The following is a 26215-nucleotide window of genomic DNA, read 5'->3' as shown; positions in this document are numbered from 1 at the left end:
AGTTATAATCATAAAACTAATCTCTAGGGCCGGCCTCCTTAGGGTCCACCCCTTCAGGCTCAGTCTGTTGAATAATTTCATCATAAGGATCTTGGCAAGATGTAGCACTAAAACATGTGCCAAGAATAAATAAGAGCGATAGTATCTTTACAATTTTCATGTCCGTTCATTTATTTTTAAGTGATCAATATAGCATATATTATTCACTTTATAAATCTGTAAAAGCACAATTACCAAGAGCTTAAGAAATTATACCCATAACTTACATGAGTAAATATCAAACGTATAATGTACACTTTTCCAAATTCTGAAGCTTCATCAGTCCCTTCGGCCTTTCCCTAACATTGCTACGGTTTGCTATCTCGAACCTTCATTTCCGCACATTATACCATAGATTGAATAAAGTCGTAGTTACAGATTGTAGTATTTTCTGTGTAAAAAGCACCATCTTAACTTTCTATTCTTTAATATACATATAATTATAAATTATCAGGGAATTAATTAAACTTGGTGAAGGGAAGTGATGTTTGTAAGCCTATGGAATTGAAATAATATCAATCTATACACAGCAAATACTGTATTATATCTTACATGCGGAGTAACATAACGTTTGTAATAATCAGAAGATTTAAGCTTAGCTATGTGAATGCTCTTAATGAGTAAATCTGTGGCTATCCAATAGGTCATTTACTTAAATAGTGAGGGTATGTTCATATTAAGGAATTATGCCTTACTACCTGCATCATAATCTCAGACCTCATTTCTTAAATACCAGTTCATATTAATATACGCATTATCCATGTGAGATAGTCTGATGGGTGAAGGTAAGTGAAGAGCATTCTGGCTTACCCTCTGCATGCAAGGTTTTAATGGATGCATTGATGCGTTCATTTCAATGTTTTGAGCTGTATTAAAATGACATGTGTCTTTTGGGCAAAACCTAAAAGAAGAGCTAGTGGGTAATCTAATGTTGAAAGATATTCAATTAAGTCTGAGTTAATCGTGGTGAGTAGTTCATATGTATTTCACGGATCAGAACTAAATTAATGATAAAACATTTTGGTTTTCAGTTATTTAAATTTGTTATAATATAATTAATATAAAAAAAATTACATTAATTGATCCTTTTTAAGGGGCGTATAGTTAACTTAGTCCGCTAAAATTATGCAGCATGACCGAATTTATTTTTTTGAGGCATTCGCAAGGCCTTTGTTTTTTTACATATCGTGGAGTCAGTTTATTTTTGATTTTGATAGTGTGGAGCAGTAATGTGTTAGCTCAAAATGAGAATATCTTAACATCTGAAACTATATTACCTTCACCACAAGCGGTAGCATTAGTGAAAGATGTCGCTTATCCATTAGGGAATTATACAGGGCAGCCGGCCGTGGGAGTGCCATTATTCAGCCTGAGTGGAAAGGATATCTCTTATCCACTTTCATTGCTTTACCACCCACACAATCATAATATGTATTCAATGTCATCTTTGGGATATGGTTGGTCATTGAAAGGAGTTGGGGTAATTACAAGGGTAACTAATGGAGGTGATGATCTTAAAGATGGAGGGTATCGGGTCTCTAACCTTCCTGCTAATAATGAAATAAGTGCCTCTTTAGTGGAATCTGTACAATCCGGTCAATTGGATGTTACTCCAGATTTATTCTATTTTTCATTTCTTGGTCATGGTGGTAAGTTTTTTATTGAATCGGAAGATAAGGTAGTAATTGACCCCAACCTGCACTTGAAGGTTCAAGTACCTACTGACGAAAATTCAGAATGGATTATATGGGATGATGCAGGGTATCAATATATTTTCGGTTCAGACGATGCGGTAGAAACAACAGAGGATGGGTTAACAACTAGTTGGTATTTAAGTGAAGTAATTTCTCCACAAAATGAAAATATTTCTTTTCACTATTCTAGCACTACTTTGACAAGGTTAGAGCGGATTAATAGTTTTGCTACAGGGAGATTTGCAAGAGGAGGATACTTTCCGCAATATGAAATTGAGGACATTGCAAGTTATTCAATCCCTTATTTGAGTAGCATTGAACTACATAATGGTTTATATGCAAGAAGGATTAATATAGGCTACTATCCAGATACACCAGATGAATGGCCTAGATTAATAAAGTCAATCTCATTATCAACCGCCTATAAAAAGGAAGGCAGTTCTTATAATGGACGAGATGATGACGGTACATGGCCTCAGGAAGAATTTGATTGGGATGTGCTGGCTCAATGTAAGTTTTATTATGATGGTGATGAAGAAGTTAAGTTAAATTATCTTGAGTTCTTTACATCAGGGTATTCTGATGCCACTTCAGCGATAAAAATTGGTTATCAGGCGGCCGCTAATAGCCAAAATATTCTTTCGGACTTAGAGTATAGCGGAGGTAAAAAAGTGAAATATACCTATGAACAGCACGATATTTCATCTTTCGAGAAAGCGAATATTTTATCTCAGGTTGATTTAGGGGTTCGATTATCTCAGGTGAGAATAAGCGGTCAGGAGGAGAATGAAATTAAATACTACTATAAAGATGAATCCGGTAATTCTAGTGCTCATCTGATGTTGCCTGAAGTCAATGAATTATCATATAATGCTCAAAGGTGGATAAAATTTGGACCATTTCAAATGAGCTCAGGAAGTGTGACCAGGGAGAATATCGTGACTCTGCTTCAAGATATTCTTGGAGGACCAATTATTACATATGATTGGGTGAGTATAGAGTCTGATAAGAAAGGAAGAACGCTTTATGGGTACACAAATGAAAATCAATTTGTCGATGCGAATGCCTCAGGTTATTATTCTGGAGTATTTCTGCCTCCTTTATATGGATTAAGTTTTTTGGATGGCAAGCTTAAGCAAAAGAATATTTACAAAAGATTAAGTGATAACACCTGGTATCCCATAGAAAGGAAGATATGGCAGTATGAAGAAGTTTCTAGCGCTTCTTTGCCTGCAAAAAGCTTTTTATTTGTTGATGCTGCCGAAAACGGAAGTGTAGGAGATGCCGCGCTGGCTATTTCTTCTAACGGAGGATCAGATATAGATTATACTGATATTTTAGGGGTTCAAAATATCCATGTTCCAACTAATTGGAGTAGAGTGGCTCAAAGTGAGGTAATTACTTCAGAGGATCCTGGAGTGTCTAGAGCTGTGTTTTCAGATCTGGAATATTCTTCTAATAACTATTTACATACGGAAGTAACCACTTTGGCTGATGGTACTAAGTTTAGGAATATACTTACCTACCCTTCAGATTATCCTAATGATCCAGTCCTATCAGAAATGTGTAATCGTAATATGAATTCCTATCCTGTAGAAAGGATATATGAAAAAATGCCAGCATCAGCACAAGCCTATTTTATGTTGCAGGGTACAGTGCTGGAGTACGGCCTTTTTTCCAGCACTATGGAAGAAGAGGAGCAAATCTTGATGAAGTCAAGTTATGTGTGGGAAGAGCCCAAAGGGGAAGCTATATCCGAAATCCCTACAATAAGTGATAAAAACTATCGACTCTCAGGGCATTTTAAATATGATCAGTCAGGCTTTCTTGTTGAATCAGAATCAAGAACAGGTTATAAAACAGCGACTATTTGGGATTTACGCAAGTATTTGCCTATTGCACAAGTAGAGAATGCGGGTTACGAAGAAGTGTATTATAATGGCTTTGAAGAGGAGGGGAGTGAGACTCTTTCTAAAGTGGGGATGAGAAGTCATGAAGGAGGGCAGTTTACCGTTCCTTTTACTCCTTTGGAAGGCCGTGACTATATGCTTTCTTACTGGTATTATGAGGGGGAAGAGTGGAAGTTCCGAGAAAGGGAATTTATAGCTGATATTAATGAGGGTAGTGCATTAGATGAAGTAAAAGTATATCCAAAAGGGGCTATGATTAGTTCGAATGCTTATGATGAAAAAGGGAATAAAATAGCAGAATCAGATCTTAATGGTCGCCAGGTTTATTACGAATATGATGAAAAGGAGAGGCTTAAGTACGTCTCTGATAGTGAAGGTAATATTGTTCAAGCTTATGATCATTATAAAACACAGTTTGCAGACTGTGATGTAAATAACTCGGAGCCAATAGAGGCTTCTTTTGATGATGAAGATCAGCTTGTAATGAAAGTAGGGCGTTCTCATCGATTTTCAGTTTCAGCAAAAGGAGGCTGTGGAGAGCTATATTATACTTGGCGAGTGATGGTTAATGGCACAGTTAGGTCAGAAAGTAATGCCTCTAAATCTAATGCAATAAACTTTACGCCAAATTGTGCAGACAGGTCTGTGGAAGTACGGTGCATAGTAACAGATAAAGGTAAAAATTATAGAAGTGTTATAAGGTTAAATGCACAAGTGGCAGATCCAGGCTATCAAATGACTGCAACCATAGTAAGTGGGAGAGGAAATTTTGAGTACTGTACAAAGGGTAATGATGAGATCTTGGCCTCTGCAGATGTAAATCAATATTGTGGGACTCTGAAGTATAATTGGGTATATCGTTATTGGGAGTCTGGTTCACGAAAATCTCAAACAAGTACTAAAAAAGTGGGGCGCTTTACTTTTATGGGACAAGGAGAATTGAGTTGTCAGGTTACTAGCTCAGATGGTCAGCAAGTGATATCTAATGTCATTATAGGTAAAAGGAAATCCTGTCTATAGTTTATAAAATAAGTTACAAAGATCTTTTTTAATAATGCAACGAATTATTATAGGTGTATTAGCTTTAATATTTTTTGGAATTTTAACAGTTAATGCTCAACAAGAAAAAAACGATAAAGATATAATAGTACCTCAAATGCAACCACCAGATTGGGGTGGTGGTGGAAGTGGGGGGGGAGGTCCATCTTATCCTGCACCAGCACGACCACCTGCTCCAACCATTTCTACTAATTCATGTGGAACTAAAACTTTGACGCGGGCTGATCCTCCAAGTGGCGTGAGTTATTGCTGGCAAACTACCGAAACAGGCACTAGTCTGGGAAATGCTTACAAAACTATAACAGTGAATACCAGTGGCTATTATTATTTAAAAGCTACAGATATTCGCAATAGAACGTGGAGTGACCCTACCACTGTATACGTGTCTGTAAATAAAGTAAATGCACCTGATGCTCCTGTACAAAAAGAACAGAGCTGTAATAATGTGAAATTGGAGAGGGGTACGCCTCCTGCTGGAGTTACGTGGTATTGGCAGGGTAAAAACGCTTCTGGCACAGATGTCAGTAATTCTTCAAAAGAGTATTCGGCAGTTAGTTCAGGTACCTATTACCTTAGGGGTAGGTTGCAAACCTCTCCGTATTGCTGGGGACCTTCCAAAAGTATAACGGTGAGTTTGAGTGGAGTACCTCCTACCCCAAGTGAGCCTAGCATTACAATGAAGGGTAATAACTATTATTTGAATGTAGTGTCACCATCTTCAAATGTAATTTATTATTGGAAAGATGAAAATGGAAGTGTGCTTTCAAATCAGCTTTCATTATTATTGTCAGACCCTAGCAAAACCTATTATTTATCCGCCAAAAGTAGAGTGACGGGGTGCTGGAGTAATGATTTGGCGGTTAACGTGCGAGGAAATGTGCCTCCCGCCCCGGTGGTTAATGTTACAACTAATACTTGTGGCCCTAAGACAGTATCAGTATCATCAGTTCCTGAAAATGCCTTTTATACTTTTTATTGGCAAGGTACTGATCAATATGGGAAACTAACCACTGACTCTGACCTTTCTAAGACTATAACCTCTAGCGGTACCTATTATTTTAGAGGTAAAACTAAGAGTGGGGATGTTTGGGGCCCAGCGGTTGGAGTTCAGGTTAATTATATAGCTGCTCCATCAAATGTAGTAGCACAAGATAAGGTAATGATCGGTGCTGGTTATAATACTTTTGCTGTTAATAATCACTCAAATGATATATATTGGTTCTCTACCAGTTCACTTGGAAGTTCTATTAATGTCACTCCTTCTAGTTATTTAAGGGAATGGGTGGACGTGACAACCACAAGATATGCAGCAGCCTATAATTCCTCGGACTGTTCAAGCACAAGGGAGCCTGTAACCATTACAGTTTTGCCTTTACCTATAATATCAGGACAGACAACTATCAGTATTTTTGACAAAACCGCGGAGTTAACCACCAACTATGATTATGATAGCTATCAATGGTTTAGGAATGGGTTTAAGATAGAGGGGGCAACAAGTCGAAATTACACCACAGAATATTCAGGATACTATCAGGTAGAGGTAAATGTTGACGGAGCTTTAAAAGCAATTAGGTCAGATTATTTTAAGGTGGAACACTTGCAACAAGCTGAGAATCATACTTATCAAGTAGCTAGAAAGATTAAGGTTGCAGGAGTGACTTCAGATATTATTGCTCAACTTGAGCCAGGAGATTTTCAGATGTCTGTTTCCTATATTGATCATTATGGAAGAAGAGATCAGGATATATTGGTAGGAGCAAGTCCTTCAGGTAAAGATATAATTCAAGGTTATGAGTATGATGAGTATGGTAGACAAAAAAAATCATACTTGCCATACACTGATGAACAGAATCAAGCCAAGTATAGAAGCTCTTGGCAGAGCCGCCAACGTAGTTTTTACTCGCAGTACAATACGGGTGGATTTAGAGATCCCAAAAATAGTGATTATGCTTATAGCGAAGTTGAATATGAAGACTCTCCATTGGGAAGAGTTGTTAAATCAGCGGCTCCAGGAGTAGATTGGCAGATTGAAGGGGAGCATATTCAAACACAGACTTACTCATTAAATAATGGTAATGACGGGATTATTAAATGGATAATTAATGAAAATACTGGTTTACCGGAAAGAGATGGTTTTTACTCTGCAGGGTGGTTATCCATAAATAAAATTACAGATGAACATGGCATTACTAGTGAAAGTTTTACCGACCTGGAAGGTAGGTCTGTTTGTACTATAGAAGCAGGGGAAAAAATTACTTATTCTGTATATGATAATAAAGGCCGCTTAAGGTATGTCTTTCAGCCTGAATTGGTGAATCAATTAACAGTTTCAGGTTCTGATCCTAGCGCGGTTCAACTAAAACATTTGGCTTTCTGCTACAATTATGATCATAAAAATAGGATAATAGAAAGTAAAACTCCTGGAGCTGATTGGTCTTATATGATTTATGATGATCAAGATCGGTTGGTTTTGAGTCAAGATGCTAACCAACGAGAACAGGAGGCTTGGATATTTACTAAATATGACAGATATGATAGAGCAATAATTGCTGGTCAATATAAGTCTTCAAAGAGCCGAGAAGCAATACAAGATCAGATAGATGCTTTCTACTCTAATACCTATCAATGGCAAGCTTATACAGGAGTTGCCGAGCAAAAGGGCGTATTGACCAAGACCGCTGCTACTGGTTGGGGAAATGGAGGAGGAGTATCCACAGTTATGCTAGAAGATGGAAAGGATGGAGAAGTTGTTTTTAGAGCGGGGCAAGTCAATGCAGGAATAATGGTGGGCTTTTCTGAGGAGAGTGTAAATGATCATTATAATACCATTAAATATGCGCTTCATTTTGGTAGTGATGGTAAGGTGAATATATATGAGGCAGGAAGCAAAGTATCAGCTAATGTTGGGGTTTATACTGTAGATGATTTTTTTGCAGTGGAGAGAATTGGAGGTGTAATATATTACAAGAAGAATGATGAAGTGATATATACTTCAAAAAAGAGCTCTACAAGTTCATTGGTTGTGGATTTTTCCATCAACCATAATAATGCTCAAATAGAGATCATAATGCCAAACTATTATGAAGAACAAGGGGGCCAATATTACCTCTATACTAACCGTGCTTTTCCGGTAGTTATTACAAAAGAAGATTTATTAGCTTTGAGTTATTATGATAGTTATGATTTTAAAGCTTTACCTGAGTTTGGATTAACTTATGATTATAGCTCCTCAGAATTAGAAAGTGCGTCAGGTGCGCAAGTTGTATATTCTTATCCTCAAAATGCCTTTGAAAGAATAAAGGGATTACCTACTGGAGGTAAAGTGAGGGTAATTGATGGCGATTGGCTTAATAGTGTCAACTATTATGATTCAAAATATAGGTTAATACAAAATATTTCGGATAACCATAAGGGAGGTCAGGATATAGTAAGTAATATTTTCGATTTTTCTGGACAACTTTTAAAAACTAAGACCACTCATAGGACAGGGAGTTATGATGTTGCCTGGAAGGATTTGGTAAATGTAACGGTTGATGGTAAGTCAGTGACTAAAACCACAGGAGAGTCGGCTTCTTGGGATGCTGATGCGGTATCTTCCCACCTATTAAGAGCAGGTGAGAATGGATGGGTGGAGATGACCATGCAGGAAACAGACAAGTATCGAATGTTTGGCTTGGCTGATGTTAATGAAAATTCTAATTATAGGACTTTAGATTATGCTATATATGCGAGGAACAATGGCACCGTTTTAGTTTACGAAAATGGGAGTAGTAAGGGTGAAAAGGCCACATATAAGACTGGGGATAAATTAAGTGTGGAACGGATAGGTAAAAAAGTATACTATAAAAAGAATGGCAAAATTATTTACGAATCTACTAAGGCTTCCGCAACAGATCTTATGGTTGATGTGTCTTTAAGAGATGTTGATGCTACGATCTATAATGCGAAAGCTTCCTTTGCAAAAGGTGAAGAAGAAGAGAGTGCGGTAGTAAGAACCTATACTTATGATCATGCCGGGCGATTGCTAAGTACCAGGCATGAACTAGGAACTAATCCTCATTTTCAGGATGCCAATGGGGTACAGGTAAAAGGTAATACTCTGGTGAAAAGCGGAAGTAATTCTGCTTATGATGCCGGAGCGGCTACTGTATCAATGATAGAGCCTAATGAAGATGGCTGGATCTCCGTGCAAGTAAAGGGAGATAACAGAATGTTATTCGGTCTGGCAGATAGTAATGAGGATGAAGGCTACACCACTATTGATTATGCCCTATTTACTTATCCTAAAGATAAAAGAATAGCAGTTTATAGAAATGGCAGTACTGTAAAGACTCTAGATTCTTATGAAGAAGGTGATATTTTGAAAGTGGCCAGAGAAGGTGCTGAAATTAAGTTCTATGTTAATGATGTTATGCTTCACTCCATAAGTGCAGATCCATCAGTTCAATTAATGGGAGACTTTACTATTTATGAGCCAGGTCATAGTATTAACAATATTCAGATGGGAACTTCGGTTTTACTTTCCCAGTATGAATATGATGAGCGAGGTCAGTTGATAGAGAAAAACCTCCATAGTGCAGATGATGGTGCTACTTATGCTCAATCAATAGATTATGCTTACAATATCAGAGGGTGGCTCACATCTATAAATGATGCTACACTTGATGGTAGCCTGGAGCATAATCCAGATCAGCAAGGTGTAAAGGACTATTTTGGGATGAACTTGGGGTATCAGGCTGACTTAGGACTGGAAATAGGAGAGGAAAAATTACAATATAATGGGGCTATAAGTGCTATAAAGTGGAGTAATATTAATGATGGAGAAAATACCTCATCTTATGCCTATGGTTATGATAAATATAGTAGACTTACTTCGGCGCAAGAACCTCATTCGATGAATAATGCCTATAATTTGGATCATGTGAGTTATGATCTGAATGGTAATATACAAGGGTTAACCAGAAGAAATCAGAGTGGTGATATTATGGATGACCTGGAATATAATTATGGAATAGGTTCAGTCAAAGGCAATCAAATAATGTCGGTAACAGATCATGCTTCTATAGCAGGAGGCTTTAATGAGGGAGATGCTGAAGAGAATGATTATTCTTATAATAATGCCGGTAGTATTACTAAAGATTTGAACAAGGGAATTCTCAATATTAGTTATAACCTACTGGGTTTGCCAGATAAGATTGAACAAAAAGATGGGTCTTACCTGAAATATATCTATAGTGCTTCAGGCGCAAAGCTGTCTCAAGAATATTATGATAGTGATGGTTATTTATTAAAAGTAACTGAATACTCAGGACAGTTTTTATATGAAAAAGCACAACAACAGACAGAAAGACTGGTAATGGTGCATACAGAAGAGGGAAGGGTGGTTAATGATGTGTTAACAGGTTGGGAGTATCAATATGACCTTACCGATCATTTAGGTAACACGAGAGTATCATTTACCACTAAGCCAAAAACAGTTCAATTTTCACTTAATTATGAAGAATTAGGTGAAGATGATATGGACCTGTTTGAGAATGTGGAAACGGAAGATAATGACCTGTATGACCATACTGATGTAAAAGGAGAAACGTATACAAAAACACAGATGCTGGATGGAACTGAAGGTAAACAAGTGGGGTCTGTTATAGCCATTCCTGTGGCGGCAGGAGATGCAATAAATGCAAAAGTATATGCTAAATATGAGGGAGAAGTTTCTGTAGTGACCCCTGTTGGAGCTACCACAGCAATTGCCTCAACCCTTATTGGTATTTTAACCGGTGGGGCGACTACCGTGGTGGATGGTGGTGTTTCCACTATTACTAATAATTTTGGAGTGGGTTCTATAATAGGAGGATCTGGATTTCCGGTACAGAATAATGATGCTCCCATGGCCTTTCTTAATGTCATGTTTTTACCATCAGATAATTCTATAGAATTGGTGAAAGATGCTACCTTTGCTTATGATCAGATTAGTGTTGAAGGGCAGCAACCCGTAAGCATTAAGCATAATAATTTTTCAGAAATGTCTGTGGAAGATTTTGTAGCTCCGGCAGCAGGTATTGTGATGGTTTATTTAAGTAATGAAGGTGAAAACCAGGAGCCGGTATATTTTGATGATTTGGAAATAACAGTAAATGAAAGTGCAATTATTCAAACCAATGATTACTACCCTTATGGTATGGCTAGTAAAAGTTGGAATAGAGCCACGAATCTGAAGAATAAGTACTTGTATAATGCCGGAAGTGAGTTAAATGAATTAACACAAAATTACGAGACTCCATTCAGACGTTATGATCCTGCACTAGGCAGATTTAATGGCATAGACCGTATGGCAGGTTCGCAAAGTAACTGGAGTCCATATCACTTTGGTTTCAATAACCCAGTGAGTCATAATGATCCTACGGGTTTATACCCGCCATTAACTCTAGAGACACTAAACGAGGCGGACCGTAATGCTAGTCGGTATAACGGGGGAGGTGCCGGACATATTGGCGTTGGTTCAGGAAATCATTGGTCTGATGAGTATTCGACAGGGTTTGGTGTAAATTCATCATTTGAGGGCTGGGCAATTCATACTGGAAATTATAATTCTCTTGCTGAAGGACATTATGCAAACCAAGGGAATGGAAATTTTTATTACACCCCTCTTGACCCTACAAATTTTTATGTTTATAGTGAACGTATAGGAAACACAATTGTAGGAGGATACGAATCTAGTAAGTATGAAGCTAGAATTGGAGTAGATGTAGGTTACAACGAAGGTGTAGAGGTGTGTAATACATGTCCGAAAGCAGAAGATAGTCATGAATTTCAAACATACATTAATGACAAAGGTTCTACCTATAGGTATTTAGCGGGGAACTGGATAAAGGATGGCGGAAAAGATGGAGATCATCTTATTGTTAATGGTAGTGCTTATGAACACCATTTTGGTAGATGGGTGCCTATGTATACAATAAGTCATGAAGTTTTGGCTAATTACACGAAAGATTATGCAGCTAATTTTTTGTTTAGTTGGGGTGTAACGGGTATTTTAACTAAATCTTGGCGGCTTTCGGGGGTTGGTATCGCAGCAGGATTTTTTATTGGAGCAGGGCAGGCATTGAAGCAGGATGCTGATGCTTTTATGAATAAATACTATTCTCCAGAAGAAATAGCTATTTTGAGAAGCTATGGTCGAGAATTAACCCAAAGATTAAGAAGAGAAAAAGGAGGATTAGATGAATAGAATCAAAAGGTATTTTGTTTATGAGAGAGATAGTTGGGAGAAAATAAGGAAAAAGGGATTAAGGAATTATTTGCTTTCAGTAGGCTTGTTTAAAAGTGGCATCATTGGAGGTGTGATTTGCTTGCTATTTTTTTATCTAAACCATATTTCTTTCAATATTTCAAAGTTCACTTTTGATGAATTTTTTTATGGTTATGTAGTTTGGCAGCCAATATGTTGGATAATAGGTTTATTTTTATCCTTATTATCATGGATTGAACATAATAAAAAATTTGATTAGCATGTCCTTGGCAACTCAGATTAATTAGAATAATTCGAGCGCTTTGCTTCCTCCGTTCCCGCCATGCTTCGCATGCTGGTTATGCAGGCCTCTGTTAGTGCTTGATATCAATGAGTTTTTTATTAGTTCACGAAATTAATAGAATAATAAAAAGAGCCTGGGGCAAGTCCCGGGCTTTTAAGTTTTAAGAGGAATAAGGTTTTCTGGTTTTAGAATCTCTAAGAAGTGTACCCGGGGCTTTAAATACATGATTCTTTTCGCCATCAGGTAATCACTGGACTGATCAGTATGGTAGTGGAGGTAGTTATTTTAATACCTCCTGGTATGATGTTTTGGTTGGTGCGATGAGTGGTAATCTGACTGGCTTAAGAGAAGGCACCTATTTGAATGATGGTAGCGGGGGGGTGGCTTTTTATAGCCCTACTGATAAGAATGCTCCCTGGGTCTATAATAGATGGGTGGGCGATATGGTACCGGTATCATCTATCCTGGCCTATGATGCTACCAATCAAAATGAAAAATACAGAAGTAGGGCGGAAAGTCAGTATCATAGTTTTTTAAGTGATTATGGACAGGTTAATGATCCGAACACTTTAGATCCTTCAACTGTCGGTAATTGGTTTTATAACTATGGAGGACCTAATAATCCTAAATCTTACAGCGGCGGTTATAATTATGATTTAAAGCCAAAAAATGTTAGTGATAAAATGTCCCTTGTCCATGATCAAGCATATGATAAAGAAAATGCTGTAGGGGGATTAGATTTAGTACTCAATTTCTCTGTCATTGATGCTGATATTGCATTTGTTCGGAATCAATTTACAATTACTGAAAAATATTTATCGCAATTTAGCTCAATTCCTGGGGGAGGATTTATTTATACCCCTGTTATTGACCCTATTTCAGGTAGTCCACTTAGTTTTGGCACTTCCGTGAATTCTGCGATACAAGGATCATTTATATTCGTGGTTACCTTACCTAAAATTTTTATTTTCAACGCTATGAAGGCTAGTGATTAACGAGATAGATAACTCTATGAAAAAAATAACAAAGATATTACGGTTGTACAGTATGCGGGGTAGTTCAAATAATATTTGGGCTACTTTTATGCTTACTCTTGTATTAGTAGGAATAAATTACCGTGCTTTAATGGCACCGATATGGTTAATCACTACTATAGTATTAAGCTTTGTAATATTTTCTATACTTTCACTGATTTCTTATACTTATTTACTTTTTAAATATTGGAAAGAATTTTCAACCGGAAGAAGATTATTTCAAGTTTTCTATTTTTTTCTATTATTAATAATCATATTATTGGTTTTATATATTTCATTAAAAATCATCTCTTTCTAGCAATTCTTTCTGCGTTATCTCTTGTTAGCGCGCGTTTAGCGATAGCGTAACGCGTGCTGCTACTTTGTGTCGACCCATGGATTTGGATTTGCAGCAAAAAACGGGACAATAGGCGTTTTATATTCAGTTGTTCCGCGTCTGCCCGTAGCTGTTGGTACGCTGTTTTCAATGCGTGACACCCTCGAAGGTGAAACGGACGCTCCGTTAGCGCTCGTTTGCAACGAGAGCTTTAGTAGTTCATAAACTCAAAAGAATAATAAAAAGCCTGGGCAAGTCCCGGGCTTTAAAGTTTTAAGAGGTGTTAGGTTTTTTGGTTTTCACATCCATAAGAAATGCATCCAGAACTTTTAATACATGATTCTTTTCGCTATCAGGTAATCACTGGACTGATCAGTATGGTAGTGGTGGTAGTTATTTTAATACCTCATGGTATGATGTTTTGGGTGGTGCGATGAGTGGTAATCTGACTGGCTTAAGAGAAGGCACCTATTTGAATGATGGTAGCGGGGGAGTGGCTTTTTATAGCCCTACTGATAAGAATGCTCCCTGGGTCTATAATAGATGGGTAGGCGATATGGTACCGGTATCATCTATCCTGGCCTATGATGCTACCAATCAAAATGAAAAATACAGAAGTATGGCGGAAAGTCAGTATCAGAGGTTTTTGAATAATTTTGATCAATCCTCAGGGGGTGGTGGCATTGTCAATAGTGATACATGGAGTATGATTTCAAACATTGACAATGGACTTGGTTTTGTTGTTGGAGGTCTCTCTGAATCATTAGGAAATTATCTTCATTCTAGGGCGGATGTACAGAGCGTAGTTGGATGGAATGAGTACACAGGAGGTAATCTGGGTAAGATGCTAATCAAAGGTGTCCCAGTTAGTAAATCCTTTCTAAATGGAGCAGCTAAAACATTGAAAGTAGGTGGTGGAGTATTAGGTGGTGTTGGATTTGCAATGACTGGCTATGAAATATACACCGGAGAGAAAAGCTTAGTTGGAGAGGGAGGATTGGATTTGATAATGGGAGGAGTAGCCTTCATCCCTGGTTGGGGCTGGGTTGTCTCAGGGGCCTATTTTGGAGGTAAAGCTCTCTTGGAATATACAGGGAATGATTTTTGGAATGAACCATAGAGAGAAACATGAATTGGTATCATTATTTGAATTATAGGATTTATAAATATTATGATAGAAAGAGGGATAACATGCCCTCTTTCTTTTCTTTTTCGGAACGGTAATGCTGTTGTTCTGTAACATCTTTTCTGTTCTGGCAATCATTGGTTTTTTTATCCCAATATTCGAAAACACAAATAAGTTCTATGTCCTTATTTTATTGGGAGTATTGGCTGTTTTCAATTATTTAGTCTTGTACAGGGGGGATTATTACAAAGATGTATTTGGGTATTTTGACAGAGAAAGTGAACGGTTTAAGAGCTGGAATAAATCAGTGCCTATTTATATTATCAGTTCGATAGTTTTGCTGTTGATTGTTTTGGCCATAGCGGACTATCGCCACGATGGACATTTTTAATAATAGAATGAAATTACAAGCCTTGCAGAGATCTCCGTTAGCGATCTTTTGCAACGAGAGCTTTAGTAGTTCATAAACTCAAAAGAATAATAAAAAGCCTGGGCAAGTCCCGGGCTTTAAAGTTTTAAGAGGTGTAAGGTTTTTTGGTTTTCACATCCATGAGAAATGCATCCAGAACTTTTAATACACGATTCTTTTCGCCATCAGGTAATCACTGGACTGATCAGTATGGTAGTGGTGGTAGTTATTTTAATACCTCATGGTATGATGTTTTGGATGGTGCGATGAGTGGTAATCTGACAGGCTTAAGAGAAGGCACCTATTTGAATGATGGTAGCGGGGGAGTGGCTTTTTATAGCCCTACTGATAAGAATGCTCCCTGGGTCTATAATAGATGGGTGGGCGATATGGTACCGGTATCATCTATCCTGGCTTATGATGCTACCAATCAAAATGAAAAATACAGAAGCAGGGCGGAAAGTCAGTATCAGAGGTTTTTAAGTGATTATGGACAGAGTAATTCAAGTAGTGCAAGTGCTTATATTGATAATAGCACAGATGCAACAATGCAATATTTGAATGGAAATGGTAGTCCCCAGAAAATTGGTCCCGAGACAACTAAATCGCTTATGAACACAACTACTTTTACAAAGATTCATAATGCCGTTGTTATAGGTTTTAAAGATCCTTCAGGTCGTTTTAATGTAGATATGACTAACATTGTGTTTCATATTGGTAGGACTCCTGTTAGTTACGAAGCAGACCTTGATAATGGTACAATAACATATACATTATATGAAGGAGATGGATTCTGGGATCCTGACTTTATAGATGAAAAAGTATTGGGTGGTAAATTAGGAACTCCAGAATTTCAGCCTGACGGTCCAGGGCCTAATCTTGAAAGACTTTGGGGAACTCCATATCCATATGTTCCAACAACGATAACAATTCCAATGAGGATAATTTATGCTCCTTTTTAAGAATAGCTTATGAGAAATAGTAAATTAATTACGTTTTTATTCCCTTTTATATCTTTAATTATATTGACTGAGTGCAACAAGCCAAAGGAAGAGTCTCAACAAGGCGAGTCTAAGCAAGAGGAGCAATTATCCTTGCCGCTTAATCTGAAAATTGGGTATTGGGGCCCAGATGTACAATATCCTCCTATTGGTTTAGTTATTGAAGATGAACTGGGGTTAGTTGTGGTCGGAAAAGAAAGTGAGTTTTTGTTTAATAATGATACAGTACTGGTAGAAAAAATTAAAAGAATTGGTTTTGATAAATTTAGGATAGTTGCAGAAATTGAAGATAAGAAGGGTGAATTGTTCTATATTGAATGCGTTCAAAACGATCTTTCCACTTCCACAAATAATCTAAGAGTAACTACATGGAACAGTATTGATGTTATTGAAGCTGATAGTTTAAGATGGGTTGATTCAAGTGATATATCCCATCGCTAGTGTTCCGTTATCTCTTGTTATCAACGAGTGCTTTAAAGTTCACGAAATCAAAAGAATAATAAAAAGAGCCTGGGGCAAGTCCAGGGCTTTAAAGTTTTTAAGAGGTGTAAGCTTTTCTGGTTTTGGCATCTCTAAGAAGTGTACCCAGGGCTTTAAATACATGATTCTTTTCGTTATCAGGTAATCACTGGACTGATCAGTATTCGAACCAGTACAGAGATTGCTTCCTGATGAGTGGGAGTAGTTTTGAAACCAAATGGGGGCAGAGCGCTATGGACTACCGTGATGATTTAAGAGAGCAGAGGGTGTGGGAACAAGCTTATGCCAGTGGGGATGCAGTCAGTTACCGAAATGATGGCTATTACTCTGAGGTGACAACTCCTTATGGTACTTCTTTAAATTGGTCGGAGAATTGGGTAATTGAAGATAAAGAAAGGCCTGATTTGGGGTACGTGGGGAACGAGATTAGAAAAAGAGCAGGATCAGATTTTGCAAAGGATTTATTTGAACGGTACTGGTTAGGAAGAGGAGATGCTGTTATGTCAAAAGAGAGGTTTTTAGATATTTGGAATGATATATACCAATCCGATCCTAAATCATTTACTAGTAAGGGGAAAAAGATTGAAATGAGCGATGGTTCTATTGTTTTTGCCAAAGTTGTGAATTTTTATAGATCTCAAGAATATGCTACTGCATTTGGAAGAGCTACGGTATTCTTTGATGTAGCTAATTTACCAATAGGGTTTTATGATGAATATGATTTTGATCCTAAAGATTTTGGGATTCGATCATATGAAAATGAGCTTAAAACAAGGGCTGTCAATGAGGCTGGTAAATTATATGGAGTCTCTTCATTTAGAATATATTATGGAATTGTGCCTCCTGAATATTATAAATAACCATGTTTTATATGAAATACTGCATATCATTTGGAATTCTTATGATTTTATCTTGCACTAGTTGCTCTTCTCAAAATATAGATAAAGAAAAGGAACGACTGCTAGCATTAACGGAAATGCCAGAAAATATTTATCCTTTTGAAACTTATGATGAATGGTATCCAAATGGGGATGGCTATTTTTTAGCTAGATATAGGCTTAACAAAGGCAATTTTATTGATATTAAGAACCGAATTAAAAAACTTTCTGGAGTTAAAAAATTACCATTTGGCGATGAAATTATAGATAACCTTATTTACGAATACGTAGATGAAGAAGATCAAGGGCTTTATTACTTAGAATTTAATAAGAATGATAAGCGTGACATTCATATGATTTTATTGGATGAAACTAAAGGTGAGTTAATATTTATGATTTCCTATCAATAAGCAGATCTCCGTTAGCGATCTTTTGCAACGAGAGCTTTAGTAGTTCACGAAATACATGGAATAAAAACAGGGTCTGGGCAAGTCCTGGACCTTAAAGTTATAAGAGGAATAAGGTTTTCTGGTTTTAGCATCCCTAAGAAATGCATCCAGCACTTTAAATACATGATTCTTTTCGCCATCAGGTAATCACTGGACTGATCAGTATGGTAGTGGAGGTAGTTATTTTAATACCTCCTGGTATGATGTTTTGGTTGGTGCGATGAGTGGTAATCTGACTGGCTTAAGAGAAGGCACCTATTTGAATGATGGTAGCGGGGGAGTGGCTTTTTATAGCCCTACTGATAAGAATGCTCCCTGGGTCTATAATAGATGGGTGGGCGATATGGTACCGGTATCATCTATCCTGGCCTATGATGCTACCAATCAAAATGAAAAATACAGAAGTAGGGCGGAAAGTCAGTATCATAGTTTTTTGAATGATTTTGATCAATCCTCGGGGGGGGTGGGTCGACAATACACTAGAAGGAGGAGGTGGGCCTTGGATTGGTCCGGGTCATGATGCCAATTATTTTGTTGAAAAAGGGCCTGATTTGATGTTCTTTTCAGGGGCGGCTGGTAACCTTATTGCTTCAGGAGATTATTTCCTAGGAGACTGGGTAGCGACCCGTAGTGATAAACTAATGAACGGGGCATCTCAGCTTCATAAAAGTTTTATGAATTTAGCAGATGATGCACCAATGTATGCAAACCGTTTTCTGTCTGGTTCTAAGACCTTAAGGCTTGCGAACGGGTTAAGAGTTGCAGGTCAGGTTGCTGGTGGAATTGGTATAGGTTTAACTATATATCAATACGGTGCAGGGCAAATTTCAGGGACTCAAGCAGTAGTCGAATCAATTATCGGAGGAGTTGGTATATTTGGAGGTCCTGTCGGGGCAGTTGTTAGCATTAGTTACTTTGGCGGTAAGATGATGTATGAATACTACACTGGCGAGACTGTTACATATTAATAAATGAAGTTCTACTATTATTTTTTATACCGGATATATATTCTTTTTACAATCAAATTAAAAGAAAATCAAACTCCGTTAACTTATGTTTCAACTGTTTCAACTATTTTTATAGGAGGTAACATTTTTACTTTTTATTTATTTATGAACTATATTGGTTACCTGCCGTTAATTGGGGTGAGCTGGTTTTTAGTTTTTTTAGGTTTAATATGGTTGTTTAACTATCATTTTTTTGTGAAGCCCGAGAAATTTTTAAACTATGGATTTAAAACGGATAAAAAAGGTGGCTATGTCATTATTTTCTGTTTGGCATTGAGCCTATTGACTTATATATTAGTTGCTAACAAAAATCGAGAAAGAATTTTTTCAGGGCAAGACAACGTAGAGACTGTATTAAATCGCTAATTATGAAAGCCTTCCGCATATGCTTTTAGTGGTTATCGGTCTGTTTTCAATGAGTTTTTTAATAGTTTACGAAATTAATGGAATAATAAAGAGCCAGGGCAAGCCCCTAACTTTTTAGCTGTTGAACCAACGTAGCAAAATAAAAAATACAGAAGTAGGGCGGAAAGTCAGTATCATAGTTTTTTAAGAGACTATGGACAGGTTAATGATCCAAACACTTTAGATCCTTCAACACTTGGTAGGAATATTTTTGATCTACATTATCCAGGAGGTGATAATCCTCAAACATATCCAGATGAGAATGGAAATAGAAAGCCGGATTATACAACACCACCCAAAAGTTTATCTGGTTACCCTGCTATTGGTCATGACAGACGTTATGATAATTTAAAAATAGCAGGAGCATCGGGTTTGTTCTTTGATACTAGGGCTATAGGCGCAGATTGGCAATTTGTATATGAAGAACTTTCAATAGCTTCTAATTCATATTTATACCCACTTACAAGAGTGCAAAGTGGAGTTTTAGGGATAGGTTTAGGGTTATCAGCGTTAGGGAAAACCATAATTGGGTTATCTACTCCTCAATCAATTGCCAATGTAATTATGTGGTATAATGTAAGTAATGTAGGTGTTACAAATAATCCAACTAAAACCATTAATTAAGTATGAACAAAGAACTGAAAAAGTCATTTATAATTTCCTTTCTATATGTGGGCTTGGGAACTTTAGCATTACTATTTGTAAATAGTAGTAGTCTTATAGTATCTATAATTTTATTACTTACAATTCCGGTGACTTTTGTTGGTTTTGGAATAACATATATGGAGGGTAGTGACAGTCTACTCGTGATACTAATTGTTCAAATATTGATATTTTTAACCTTTTGGAGAATGATGTTTTTAATACTTAAAAGAATGGCATATAAAGCTAAAAAAAGAAGACAAAAACTCACTGAGGCTGCTAATCAATCCGAGAAAGCTTCTTGATTGAATCTGTTATCGCCTCCGTTACCGCCATGCTTTGCATGTTGGTTATGTAGGCCTCTGTTAGAGCTCGTTATCAACGAGTTTTTTAATAGTTCACGTAATTAATAGAATAATAAAAGAGCCTGGGCAAGTCCCGGGCTTTAAAGTTTTAAGAGGTGTAAGGTTTTTTGGTTTTAGCATCCCTAAGAAGTGCACCCGGGTCTTTAAATACATGATTCTTTTCGCTATCAGGTAATCACTGGACTGATCAGTATTCGAACCAGTACAGAGATTACTTCCTGATGAGTGGGAGTAGTTTTGAGGCCAAATGGGGGTAGGACGCTATGGACTATCCGTTCGTCCTCGTCCTTAGCTGTTGCCACGTTGTTTTCAAAGCATGCCATACTATAAGCAGGAAAGAATCAATTGACTCTTTTGTGAAATTTGACTAGATTTAGTCACTGATTAACCAAAGTCAAACGAAATTGAAAAATGAGACCTATACGGTGAACTGAATATTGCAGCATCAGGTAAATCATTGATAATAAGAGAATTGTGAGGTAGGGTTCAAGTACAGTCATGGCTGCATGTTATTGTTGTACTTTGGTTCCTGAAAACGCTTGTGAAGAGTTTAACAGTTTTCTTGATAGGTCATTACTCATTGACAGTGAGTATGGATTCTTTAAAAATAAATTCTAACCCTCCCTACATCCATACACATTAGCAGGTCGTACCTCGATGAATATTTCCTTTGTTTTAACAGAGTAACCACAGGTCAACTATGTTAAACAAAGCTCTGGAACAATGTATGTCGCGTAAACCAGTTTGCCGTTATGCGATTTAGATGGGTATCTATAATAAATATTTAATAGAATATTAATTGTGTTAGTAATTAAAGAAATAATGCTATATATTAGTAATTATAATAATTTAGACACATAGATATGTTTTATTATCATAATTAATTTTATGGGACTTACATGGCGAAGCTGTGTTTTGCGTAATAGAAATATCTATCAACCTTTCCTAGCACCTCTGTTAACTATGAATCCAACTACTTCTGACAATAAATGGCATGTAGTATACACGATGCCAAATTTTGAAAAAAAACTTTCACGACTTTTTCTTAAAAAGGGTATAGAATGTTTTCTACCTACGCAACAAGTAATTAAACAGTGGAGTGATCGAAAAAGAATGATAGAGGTGCCTGTTTTTCCAAATTACTTATTTGTAAAAATAGAAAAGAGCTTAAAATATCATGTTTTATCCACTAAAGGTGTGGTTAGGTTTATTGAATATCAAAATGAAATGGCTAGCATTCCAGCAGAGAAAATGAAGGATCTTAAGGTGCTATATGATAAAGATATTGAGGTCATTGAAACATCCTTTACCGAAGGAGATGAAGTAGTGGTTAATTCTGGCCCGTTGGTAGGTATTCACGGTAATCTCGTAAGGTGGAATAGTAAATATAAATTGGCAATAAGGATGGAGATTTTAAATAAATCCATTCTGGTAGATGTCTCTCCAGAAGCAGTTTCTAGAGTCTTAAACGTAGCTTAAGTTTAATATTTACAATTGAACATATTTTTAGATATTTATGATTCTTAATTTTTTTAAAATAGCTTTTCGCAATCTGAAAAAAAACAAAGGCTATACCTTTATAAATGTGGGGGGCTTTGCTGTAGGAATGTCAATTGCTATTTTGGTGGGCATCTGGGTTTACGATGAATTATCTTTCAATAAGGATCATACAAATTATGACAGAATAGGTAGATTAATGCACCATGTAAATTTCAATGGCGAGCGCATGTCATTAATTTATATGCCATATTTAATTGGAGATGAAATTGAAAATACTTTTAGTGAAGATTTCAAGTACATCGTTATGTCTACCTTGGAATCAGAACATGTTTTAAAACACGAGGGTGATCGGAAGTTCAAATTTGTGGGTGCATTTATGGAGGAAGATGCTCCTATATTGTTAGACCTAAACATGGTCGAGGGAAATCAACAGGGGTTATCAGACCCATCTTCCATTTTAATAGCTAAATCTATAGCTATTGCAATATTTGGAAACGAAGGTGCGTTGGGTAAATTTCTGGAGATTGATAATAAACTAAGAGTGAAAGTAACAGGAGTATATGAGGACTTTACTGCTAACTCAGATTTCGAACATTTAAAATTTGTAGCTCCATGGAAACTATATTTGAATAATGAACCCAGTGTAAGAGAGCACGCTTCTCCTTGGCAGTACAATAATTTCCAGACTTTTGTTCAGCTTGATGATAATGCGAGTTTTGCGAATACTTCAGATAAAATTGCTGAAGTTATACATGATAAGTTGCCAGCCGATGAAGCAAATCGATTTAAAAAGCAAGTCTTCATTCACCCTATGAGCAAATGGCATCTTTATTCAGAATTCAAGAATGGTAAAAATACAGGAGGAAGAATTGAATACGTTCGATTGTTTGGCATAATTGGCCTTTTTGTCTTGCTCATGGCATGTATTAACTTTATGAACTTAAGTACAGCCAGATCAGAAAAGAGAGCAAAAGAGGTTGGTGTAAGAAAGACCATGGGGTCACCAAAGTACCAATTAATCATTCAATTTTTTATTGAAGCCTTTGTTATTTCCTTTATAGCCTTCATTATAGCCTTACCTATTGTGGTATTAATTCTGCCTTTCTTCAATGACTTGGCAGATAAGTCTATGGAGCTTCCATGGAAAAGTATAGGGTTCTGGGTATTAGGGTCCGTGTTTTGTTTAATTACCGGTGTATTGGCAGGGAGTTATCCTGCTTTATATCTTTCTTCGTTTAACCCTGTAAGTGTATTAAAAGGAACATTTAAAGCCGGTAAATACTCTGCAATTCCCAGAAAAATATTAGTGATATTACAATTTTCAATTTCTATAATTTTGATTATTGGAACTATTGTAGTGTTTCGTCAGGTAGAATTTGCTAGAAATAAGCCAATAGGATATCAAAAGGATGGCCTAGTTGTTTTTAATACCACGGATTTAATTCATAATTCTTTCGAATCTTTCAGGATTGAATTGTTGAAATCCGGAATGATAGAGGAGGTGGCCGAATCTGCTAATTCTACCACAGATTATTATGTATCTGACGGCGATATTAGTTGGGAGGGCAAAGATCCAGATTTGGCATTGGAATTTCCTATAAATAATGTAACTCCTGAATATGGAAATACTATTGGCTGGTCCATAACTGAAGGTCGAGATTTTTCAAGAGATAGAGAGTCTGATCATCAATCTTTTATTTTAAATGAGGCGGCTGTTAAATTTATGCAGCTTGAAGAGCCAGTGGGCACAAATGTGATGTGGAAAGGCAAATCCTTTCAAGTAATAGGTGTGGTAGATGATATTGTATTTGAGTCTCCTTATAAGCCTGTACGACCATCTATTTTCCAAATGACTGGAGACCGATATTACCTCATTACAGCTAGAGTTACCCCTGAGGTGAGTAGTAGTGAAGCAATAAATTATATTCGCTCCTCCTTTCAAACTTATGATCCTACCGTTCCCTTTGATTTCAAATTTGTAGATCAAGAATACGATAAAAAGTTTAGATATGAAGAGCGTGTGGGCAAGCTAGCTACCTTCTTTGCTGCTTTGGCAATTCTCATTTCTTGTCTGGGAATTTACGGGCTCTCTGCTTTTATGGCTGAGCAAAGGATTAAAGAAATAGGAATCAGAAAAGTTTTAGGGGCGCCTGTTTTTAATCTATGGGCACTTCTTTCTAAGGACTTTGCCATGTTGCTTATTACGTCAATGATTTTTGCTATACCTTTCGCTTATTATTTCATGAATAACTGGCTTCAGAATTATCAATACAGAACGAACTTGTCTTTTTGGATATTTCTGGTAGCTGCTATTGGAGCCATGGTTATTACCCTTATTACTATCAGTTATCATTCTCTAAAGGCAGCAATGTCAAACCCTATTAAATCATTGAAATCAGAATAGTTTTTGGAAGTTGTCTTGATAATACTGTTAGGATTTTATTTTGTAGAGGCGAGGGTCTGATTGTAGTGATTCTACTTGAATTTTAAGTTGCAAAACCCCATACCTATGTCGAAATATGAAAGTATATTTCCTTTAGATGATTTTCTTAATTTAAAAACCTCAACAACCTTTTTCCTGGAAAAAGTGAAGGGGTTAAAGATGCATTCAAAAATCTTATTTCAAGAAGAAGTATACGATGAAGAGGGGCGAGTACATGTAGAAAGAATAGTTAGCTTATATTTTGAGAGGCCAGATCAACCAGTATTATATTGTAAAAGTGTTTTATTTCGAGATCAACTGACTGATAGGGAATATGATGATATCATAAATAAAGCTATTCCAATCGGCCGGATATTTCATAAATATAATAGGATGGAAGAGATAGGAAAGACTGACTTTTCGATTATTCAAAGCACAAGTTCTGAGATAGCCACTTCATTAAATGTAGAGAATAATAGCTTTTACCAGAAAAGATACCAGTACTGGGTGAGTAATAGAAAAGTAGGGATTATAACCGAATATTTCAACGACTTATCCTTGATGAGATCCCAAAAGGTGGCTTGGGTTGATAATTCATCAATTATAACCGACGGTAAATGTACAGTAAAGTATGACGGTTTAAGTTATACTCTAGGAAATGACCTGTTGGAAGCGATGCATTCAGCCGATTGTGTAGCTATACCGACCTCAAATTCACCACACATTGCTTTACTGATATTTTATTGCATTCAAAATGGTATAAATTGCTTTCTAACCTCTACAAATTTAAGTGAAGAGCTACCTGGGTTTTGTGATGTTATATTGGAGTTAAATGCTGAATCGATTGATCAGACTAAATTACGGGCTAATTCGAATTTCTGTAACGAACCATCATCTATTGTCAAAGGAGAAAAAGGATTAGTGATTCTATCATCTTCAGGTAGTACCGGAAAGCCTAAGTATATCTGTCATCGGAAAGAGAATTTATTGGCTAATGCTAGGAAGGTTGTTGATCATTTTGGCATCACTAGCCAGTGTAGAATACTTGTCACCGTTCCCATAGGACATATGTTTGGATTAGGAGTGGGATTACTTCCCGCATTGATGACAGGTGCCAGTATTTGGATTATCGATAAGAATAATCTTATAAAGTATTTAGAAGGACTGAATAAGTTCAGACCAAATTTTACGCTCATAACCGCTATGGTATGTCGCATGATCGTTTCTATTTCAAAAAAGATAGTCACTAACACTTTACATATTAGTGCAGGAGAAAGATTAGATGAGCAAACATATCAGCGTTTTGAAGAGCAGGTGGGCACACTGATTAACCTATATGGAAGCTCAGAGATGGGGGCATTAGCAACTTCTGTAAGTGATAATTTATATAAAGAACTTAGACATAAAGGATGGCTACAGCCTCTTGAGGGAGTTGAAGTAAGTTGTTCAAAGTTTGATGATCAACTTCAGTGCAAACACCCTTTTCCATTCTACACCTATATTCAAAGTTCAGGGCTTAAAATAGATACCCCCTTTACTGATGAAGGCTGGTTTGATACTAAAGACATAGGGGAAGTGGATGATGAAAAAGGTCTAAAAATCTTTGGTCGGTTAGATAATAGAATGAACCGATCAGGTTTCCTTGTGTCTTTGGAAGAAGTGGAATCTCAAATCAAAAGTATCTTTCCAGACCTTACCCAACTTGTAGTAGTGGAGGTAGAAAAAACAGGTCGGGGCTCCTCTATGATTGCCGTGGTTGAATATAAATCATCAAATTTTAATGAAAGATTAATGAGAAAAGAATTGCAGAAATATATGAGCAAGCATCAAGTTCCGGATGAGATATTTTTTGTGTCCAAAATGAAAACTTTAAAGAATGGTAAACCAGATAGAATGTATATTAAAAGTAATGCATCTAGCATAGAAAGGTTAGCCTGAGAAAACTAT

At 36.7% G+C, this 26215-nt stretch carries 16 protein-coding genes; 15 read left to right on the top strand and 1 reads right to left on the bottom strand.

Annotated elements, in window-relative coordinates:
• Positions 1-16: 16 nt before the first annotated feature.
• Positions 17-160 carry a hypothetical protein gene (locus LVD15_RS03955; RefSeq protein ID WP_233779029.1) on the bottom strand — a complete coding sequence of 48 codons (144 nt, stop codon included), beginning with the start codon at positions 158-160 and terminating at the stop codon, positions 17-19.
• A gap of 1011 nt (positions 161-1171) precedes the next feature.
• Between LVD15_RS03955 and LVD15_RS03950 the strand changes: the two genes are divergently transcribed.
• The 15 genes from LVD15_RS03950 to LVD15_RS03880 all read left to right on the top strand — a co-directional run bounded on the left by LVD15_RS03950 (position 1172) and on the right by LVD15_RS03880 (position 26206).
• Entirely contained in the window at positions 1172-4663 is a 3492-nt protein-coding gene (locus tag LVD15_RS03950) for a hypothetical protein (protein WP_233779028.1), read from the top strand.
• A gap of 34 nt (positions 4664-4697) precedes the next feature.
• Positions 4698-11930 (top strand): DUF6443 domain-containing protein, encoded by a 7233-nt coding sequence (locus tag LVD15_RS03945; RefSeq protein WP_233779027.1) that lies wholly within the window; start codon positions 4698-4700, stop codon positions 11928-11930.
• A complete protein-coding gene (locus LVD15_RS03940; protein WP_233779026.1) occupies positions 11923-12210 on the top strand; it encodes a hypothetical protein in 288 nt (95 codons plus the stop codon). Before LVD15_RS03945 ends, LVD15_RS03940 begins: the two co-directional genes overlap by 8 nt.
• A gap of 344 nt (positions 12211-12554) precedes the next feature.
• Complete coding sequence (locus LVD15_RS03935) at positions 12555-13229, top strand: hypothetical protein (RefSeq protein WP_233779025.1); 675 nt, start codon at positions 12555-12557, stop codon at positions 13227-13229.
• Positions 13230-14017: 788 nt separating this feature from the next.
• Complete coding sequence (locus LVD15_RS03930; RefSeq protein ID WP_233779024.1) at positions 14018-14704, top strand: hypothetical protein; 687 nt, start codon at positions 14018-14020, stop codon at positions 14702-14704.
• Positions 14705-15259: 555 nt separating this feature from the next.
• Positions 15260-16081 (top strand): hypothetical protein, encoded by an 822-nt coding sequence (locus LVD15_RS03925; RefSeq protein WP_233779023.1) that lies wholly within the window; start codon positions 15260-15262, stop codon positions 16079-16081.
• A 9-nt stretch (positions 16082-16090) separates the two neighbouring features.
• Positions 16091-16561 carry a hypothetical protein gene (locus LVD15_RS03920; protein WP_233779022.1) on the top strand — a complete coding sequence of 157 codons (471 nt, stop codon included), beginning with the start codon at positions 16091-16093 and terminating at the stop codon, positions 16559-16561.
• 230 nt (positions 16562-16791) lie between these two features.
• The gene (locus LVD15_RS03915; RefSeq protein ID WP_233779021.1) at positions 16792-17460 is read left to right on the top strand and encodes a hypothetical protein; all 669 of its coding nucleotides are present in this window, start codon (positions 16792-16794) and stop codon (positions 17458-17460) included.
• Positions 17461-17471: 11 nt separating this feature from the next.
• On the top strand, positions 17472-17888 hold the full coding sequence (locus tag LVD15_RS03910) for a hypothetical protein (RefSeq protein ID WP_233779020.1): 417 nt from the start codon (positions 17472-17474) through the stop codon (positions 17886-17888).
• 259 nt (positions 17889-18147) lie between these two features.
• Positions 18148-18447 (top strand): hypothetical protein, encoded by a 300-nt coding sequence (locus LVD15_RS03905; RefSeq protein ID WP_233779019.1) that lies wholly within the window; start codon positions 18148-18150, stop codon positions 18445-18447.
• 34 nt (positions 18448-18481) lie between these two features.
• Entirely contained in the window at positions 18482-18895 is a 414-nt protein-coding gene (locus LVD15_RS03900; RefSeq protein WP_233779018.1) for a hypothetical protein, read from the top strand.
• Between the two features lie 1070 nt (positions 18896-19965).
• The gene (locus LVD15_RS03895) at positions 19966-20286 is read left to right on the top strand and encodes a hypothetical protein (protein ID WP_233779017.1); all 321 of its coding nucleotides are present in this window, start codon (positions 19966-19968) and stop codon (positions 20284-20286) included.
• Positions 20287-21309: 1023 nt separating this feature from the next.
• Entirely contained in the window at positions 21310-21825 is a 516-nt protein-coding gene (locus LVD15_RS03890; RefSeq protein ID WP_233779016.1) for a UpxY family transcription antiterminator, read from the top strand.
• 37 nt (positions 21826-21862) lie between these two features.
• Positions 21863-24250, top strand: coding sequence for an ABC transporter permease (locus LVD15_RS03885; protein WP_233779015.1), 2388 nt, complete (start codon positions 21863-21865; stop codon positions 24248-24250).
• Between the two features lie 105 nt (positions 24251-24355).
• Positions 24356-26206, top strand: coding sequence for an ANL family adenylate-forming protein (locus LVD15_RS03880; protein WP_233779014.1), 1851 nt, complete (start codon positions 24356-24358; stop codon positions 26204-26206).
• The last annotated feature ends 9 nt before the right edge of the window (positions 26207-26215 follow it).

This window comes from Fulvivirga maritima (assembly GCF_021389955.1).
In the GTDB taxonomy this organism is placed as follows: Bacteria; Bacteroidota; Bacteroidia; order Cytophagales; family Cyclobacteriaceae; genus Fulvivirga; species Fulvivirga maritima.
This window is presented reverse-complemented; position numbering and strand designations above follow the sequence as displayed.

What these genes read in the sequence shown, in the direction of transcription:
- LVD15_RS03955 (WP_233779029.1), bottom strand. Translation starts at nt 160, where the DNA reads ATGAAAATTGTAAAGATACTATCGCTCTTATTTATTCTTGGCACATGT.
- LVD15_RS03950 (WP_233779028.1), top strand. Translation starts at nt 1,172, where the DNA reads ATGACCGAATTTATTTTTTTGAGGCATTCGCAAGGCCTTTGTTTTTTT.
- LVD15_RS03945 (WP_233779027.1), top strand. Translation starts at nt 4,698, where the DNA reads ATGCAACGAATTATTATAGGTGTATTAGCTTTAATATTTTTTGGAATT.
- LVD15_RS03940 (WP_233779026.1), top strand. Translation starts at nt 11,923, where the DNA reads ATGAATAGAATCAAAAGGTATTTTGTTTATGAGAGAGATAGTTGGGAG.
- LVD15_RS03935 (WP_233779025.1), top strand. Translation starts at nt 12,555, where the DNA reads ATGAGTGGTAATCTGACTGGCTTAAGAGAAGGCACCTATTTGAATGAT.
- LVD15_RS03930 (WP_233779024.1), top strand. Translation starts at nt 14,018, where the DNA reads ATGAGTGGTAATCTGACTGGCTTAAGAGAAGGCACCTATTTGAATGAT.
- LVD15_RS03925 (WP_233779023.1), top strand. Translation starts at nt 15,260, where the DNA reads ATGAGAAATGCATCCAGAACTTTTAATACACGATTCTTTTCGCCATCA.
- LVD15_RS03920 (WP_233779022.1), top strand. Translation starts at nt 16,091, where the DNA reads ATGAGAAATAGTAAATTAATTACGTTTTTATTCCCTTTTATATCTTTA.
- LVD15_RS03915 (WP_233779021.1), top strand. Translation starts at nt 16,792, where the DNA reads ATGAGTGGGAGTAGTTTTGAAACCAAATGGGGGCAGAGCGCTATGGAC.
- LVD15_RS03910 (WP_233779020.1), top strand. Translation starts at nt 17,472, where the DNA reads ATGAAATACTGCATATCATTTGGAATTCTTATGATTTTATCTTGCACT.
- LVD15_RS03905 (WP_233779019.1), top strand. Translation starts at nt 18,148, where the DNA reads ATGAGTGGTAATCTGACTGGCTTAAGAGAAGGCACCTATTTGAATGAT.
- LVD15_RS03900 (WP_233779018.1), top strand. Translation starts at nt 18,482, where the DNA reads ATGTTCTTTTCAGGGGCGGCTGGTAACCTTATTGCTTCAGGAGATTAT.
- LVD15_RS03895 (WP_233779017.1), top strand. Translation starts at nt 19,966, where the DNA reads ATGAACAAAGAACTGAAAAAGTCATTTATAATTTCCTTTCTATATGTG.
- LVD15_RS03890 (WP_233779016.1), top strand. Translation starts at nt 21,310, where the DNA reads ATGAATCCAACTACTTCTGACAATAAATGGCATGTAGTATACACGATG.
- LVD15_RS03885 (WP_233779015.1), top strand. Translation starts at nt 21,863, where the DNA reads ATGATTCTTAATTTTTTTAAAATAGCTTTTCGCAATCTGAAAAAAAAC.
- LVD15_RS03880 (WP_233779014.1), top strand. Translation starts at nt 24,356, where the DNA reads ATGTCGAAATATGAAAGTATATTTCCTTTAGATGATTTTCTTAATTTA.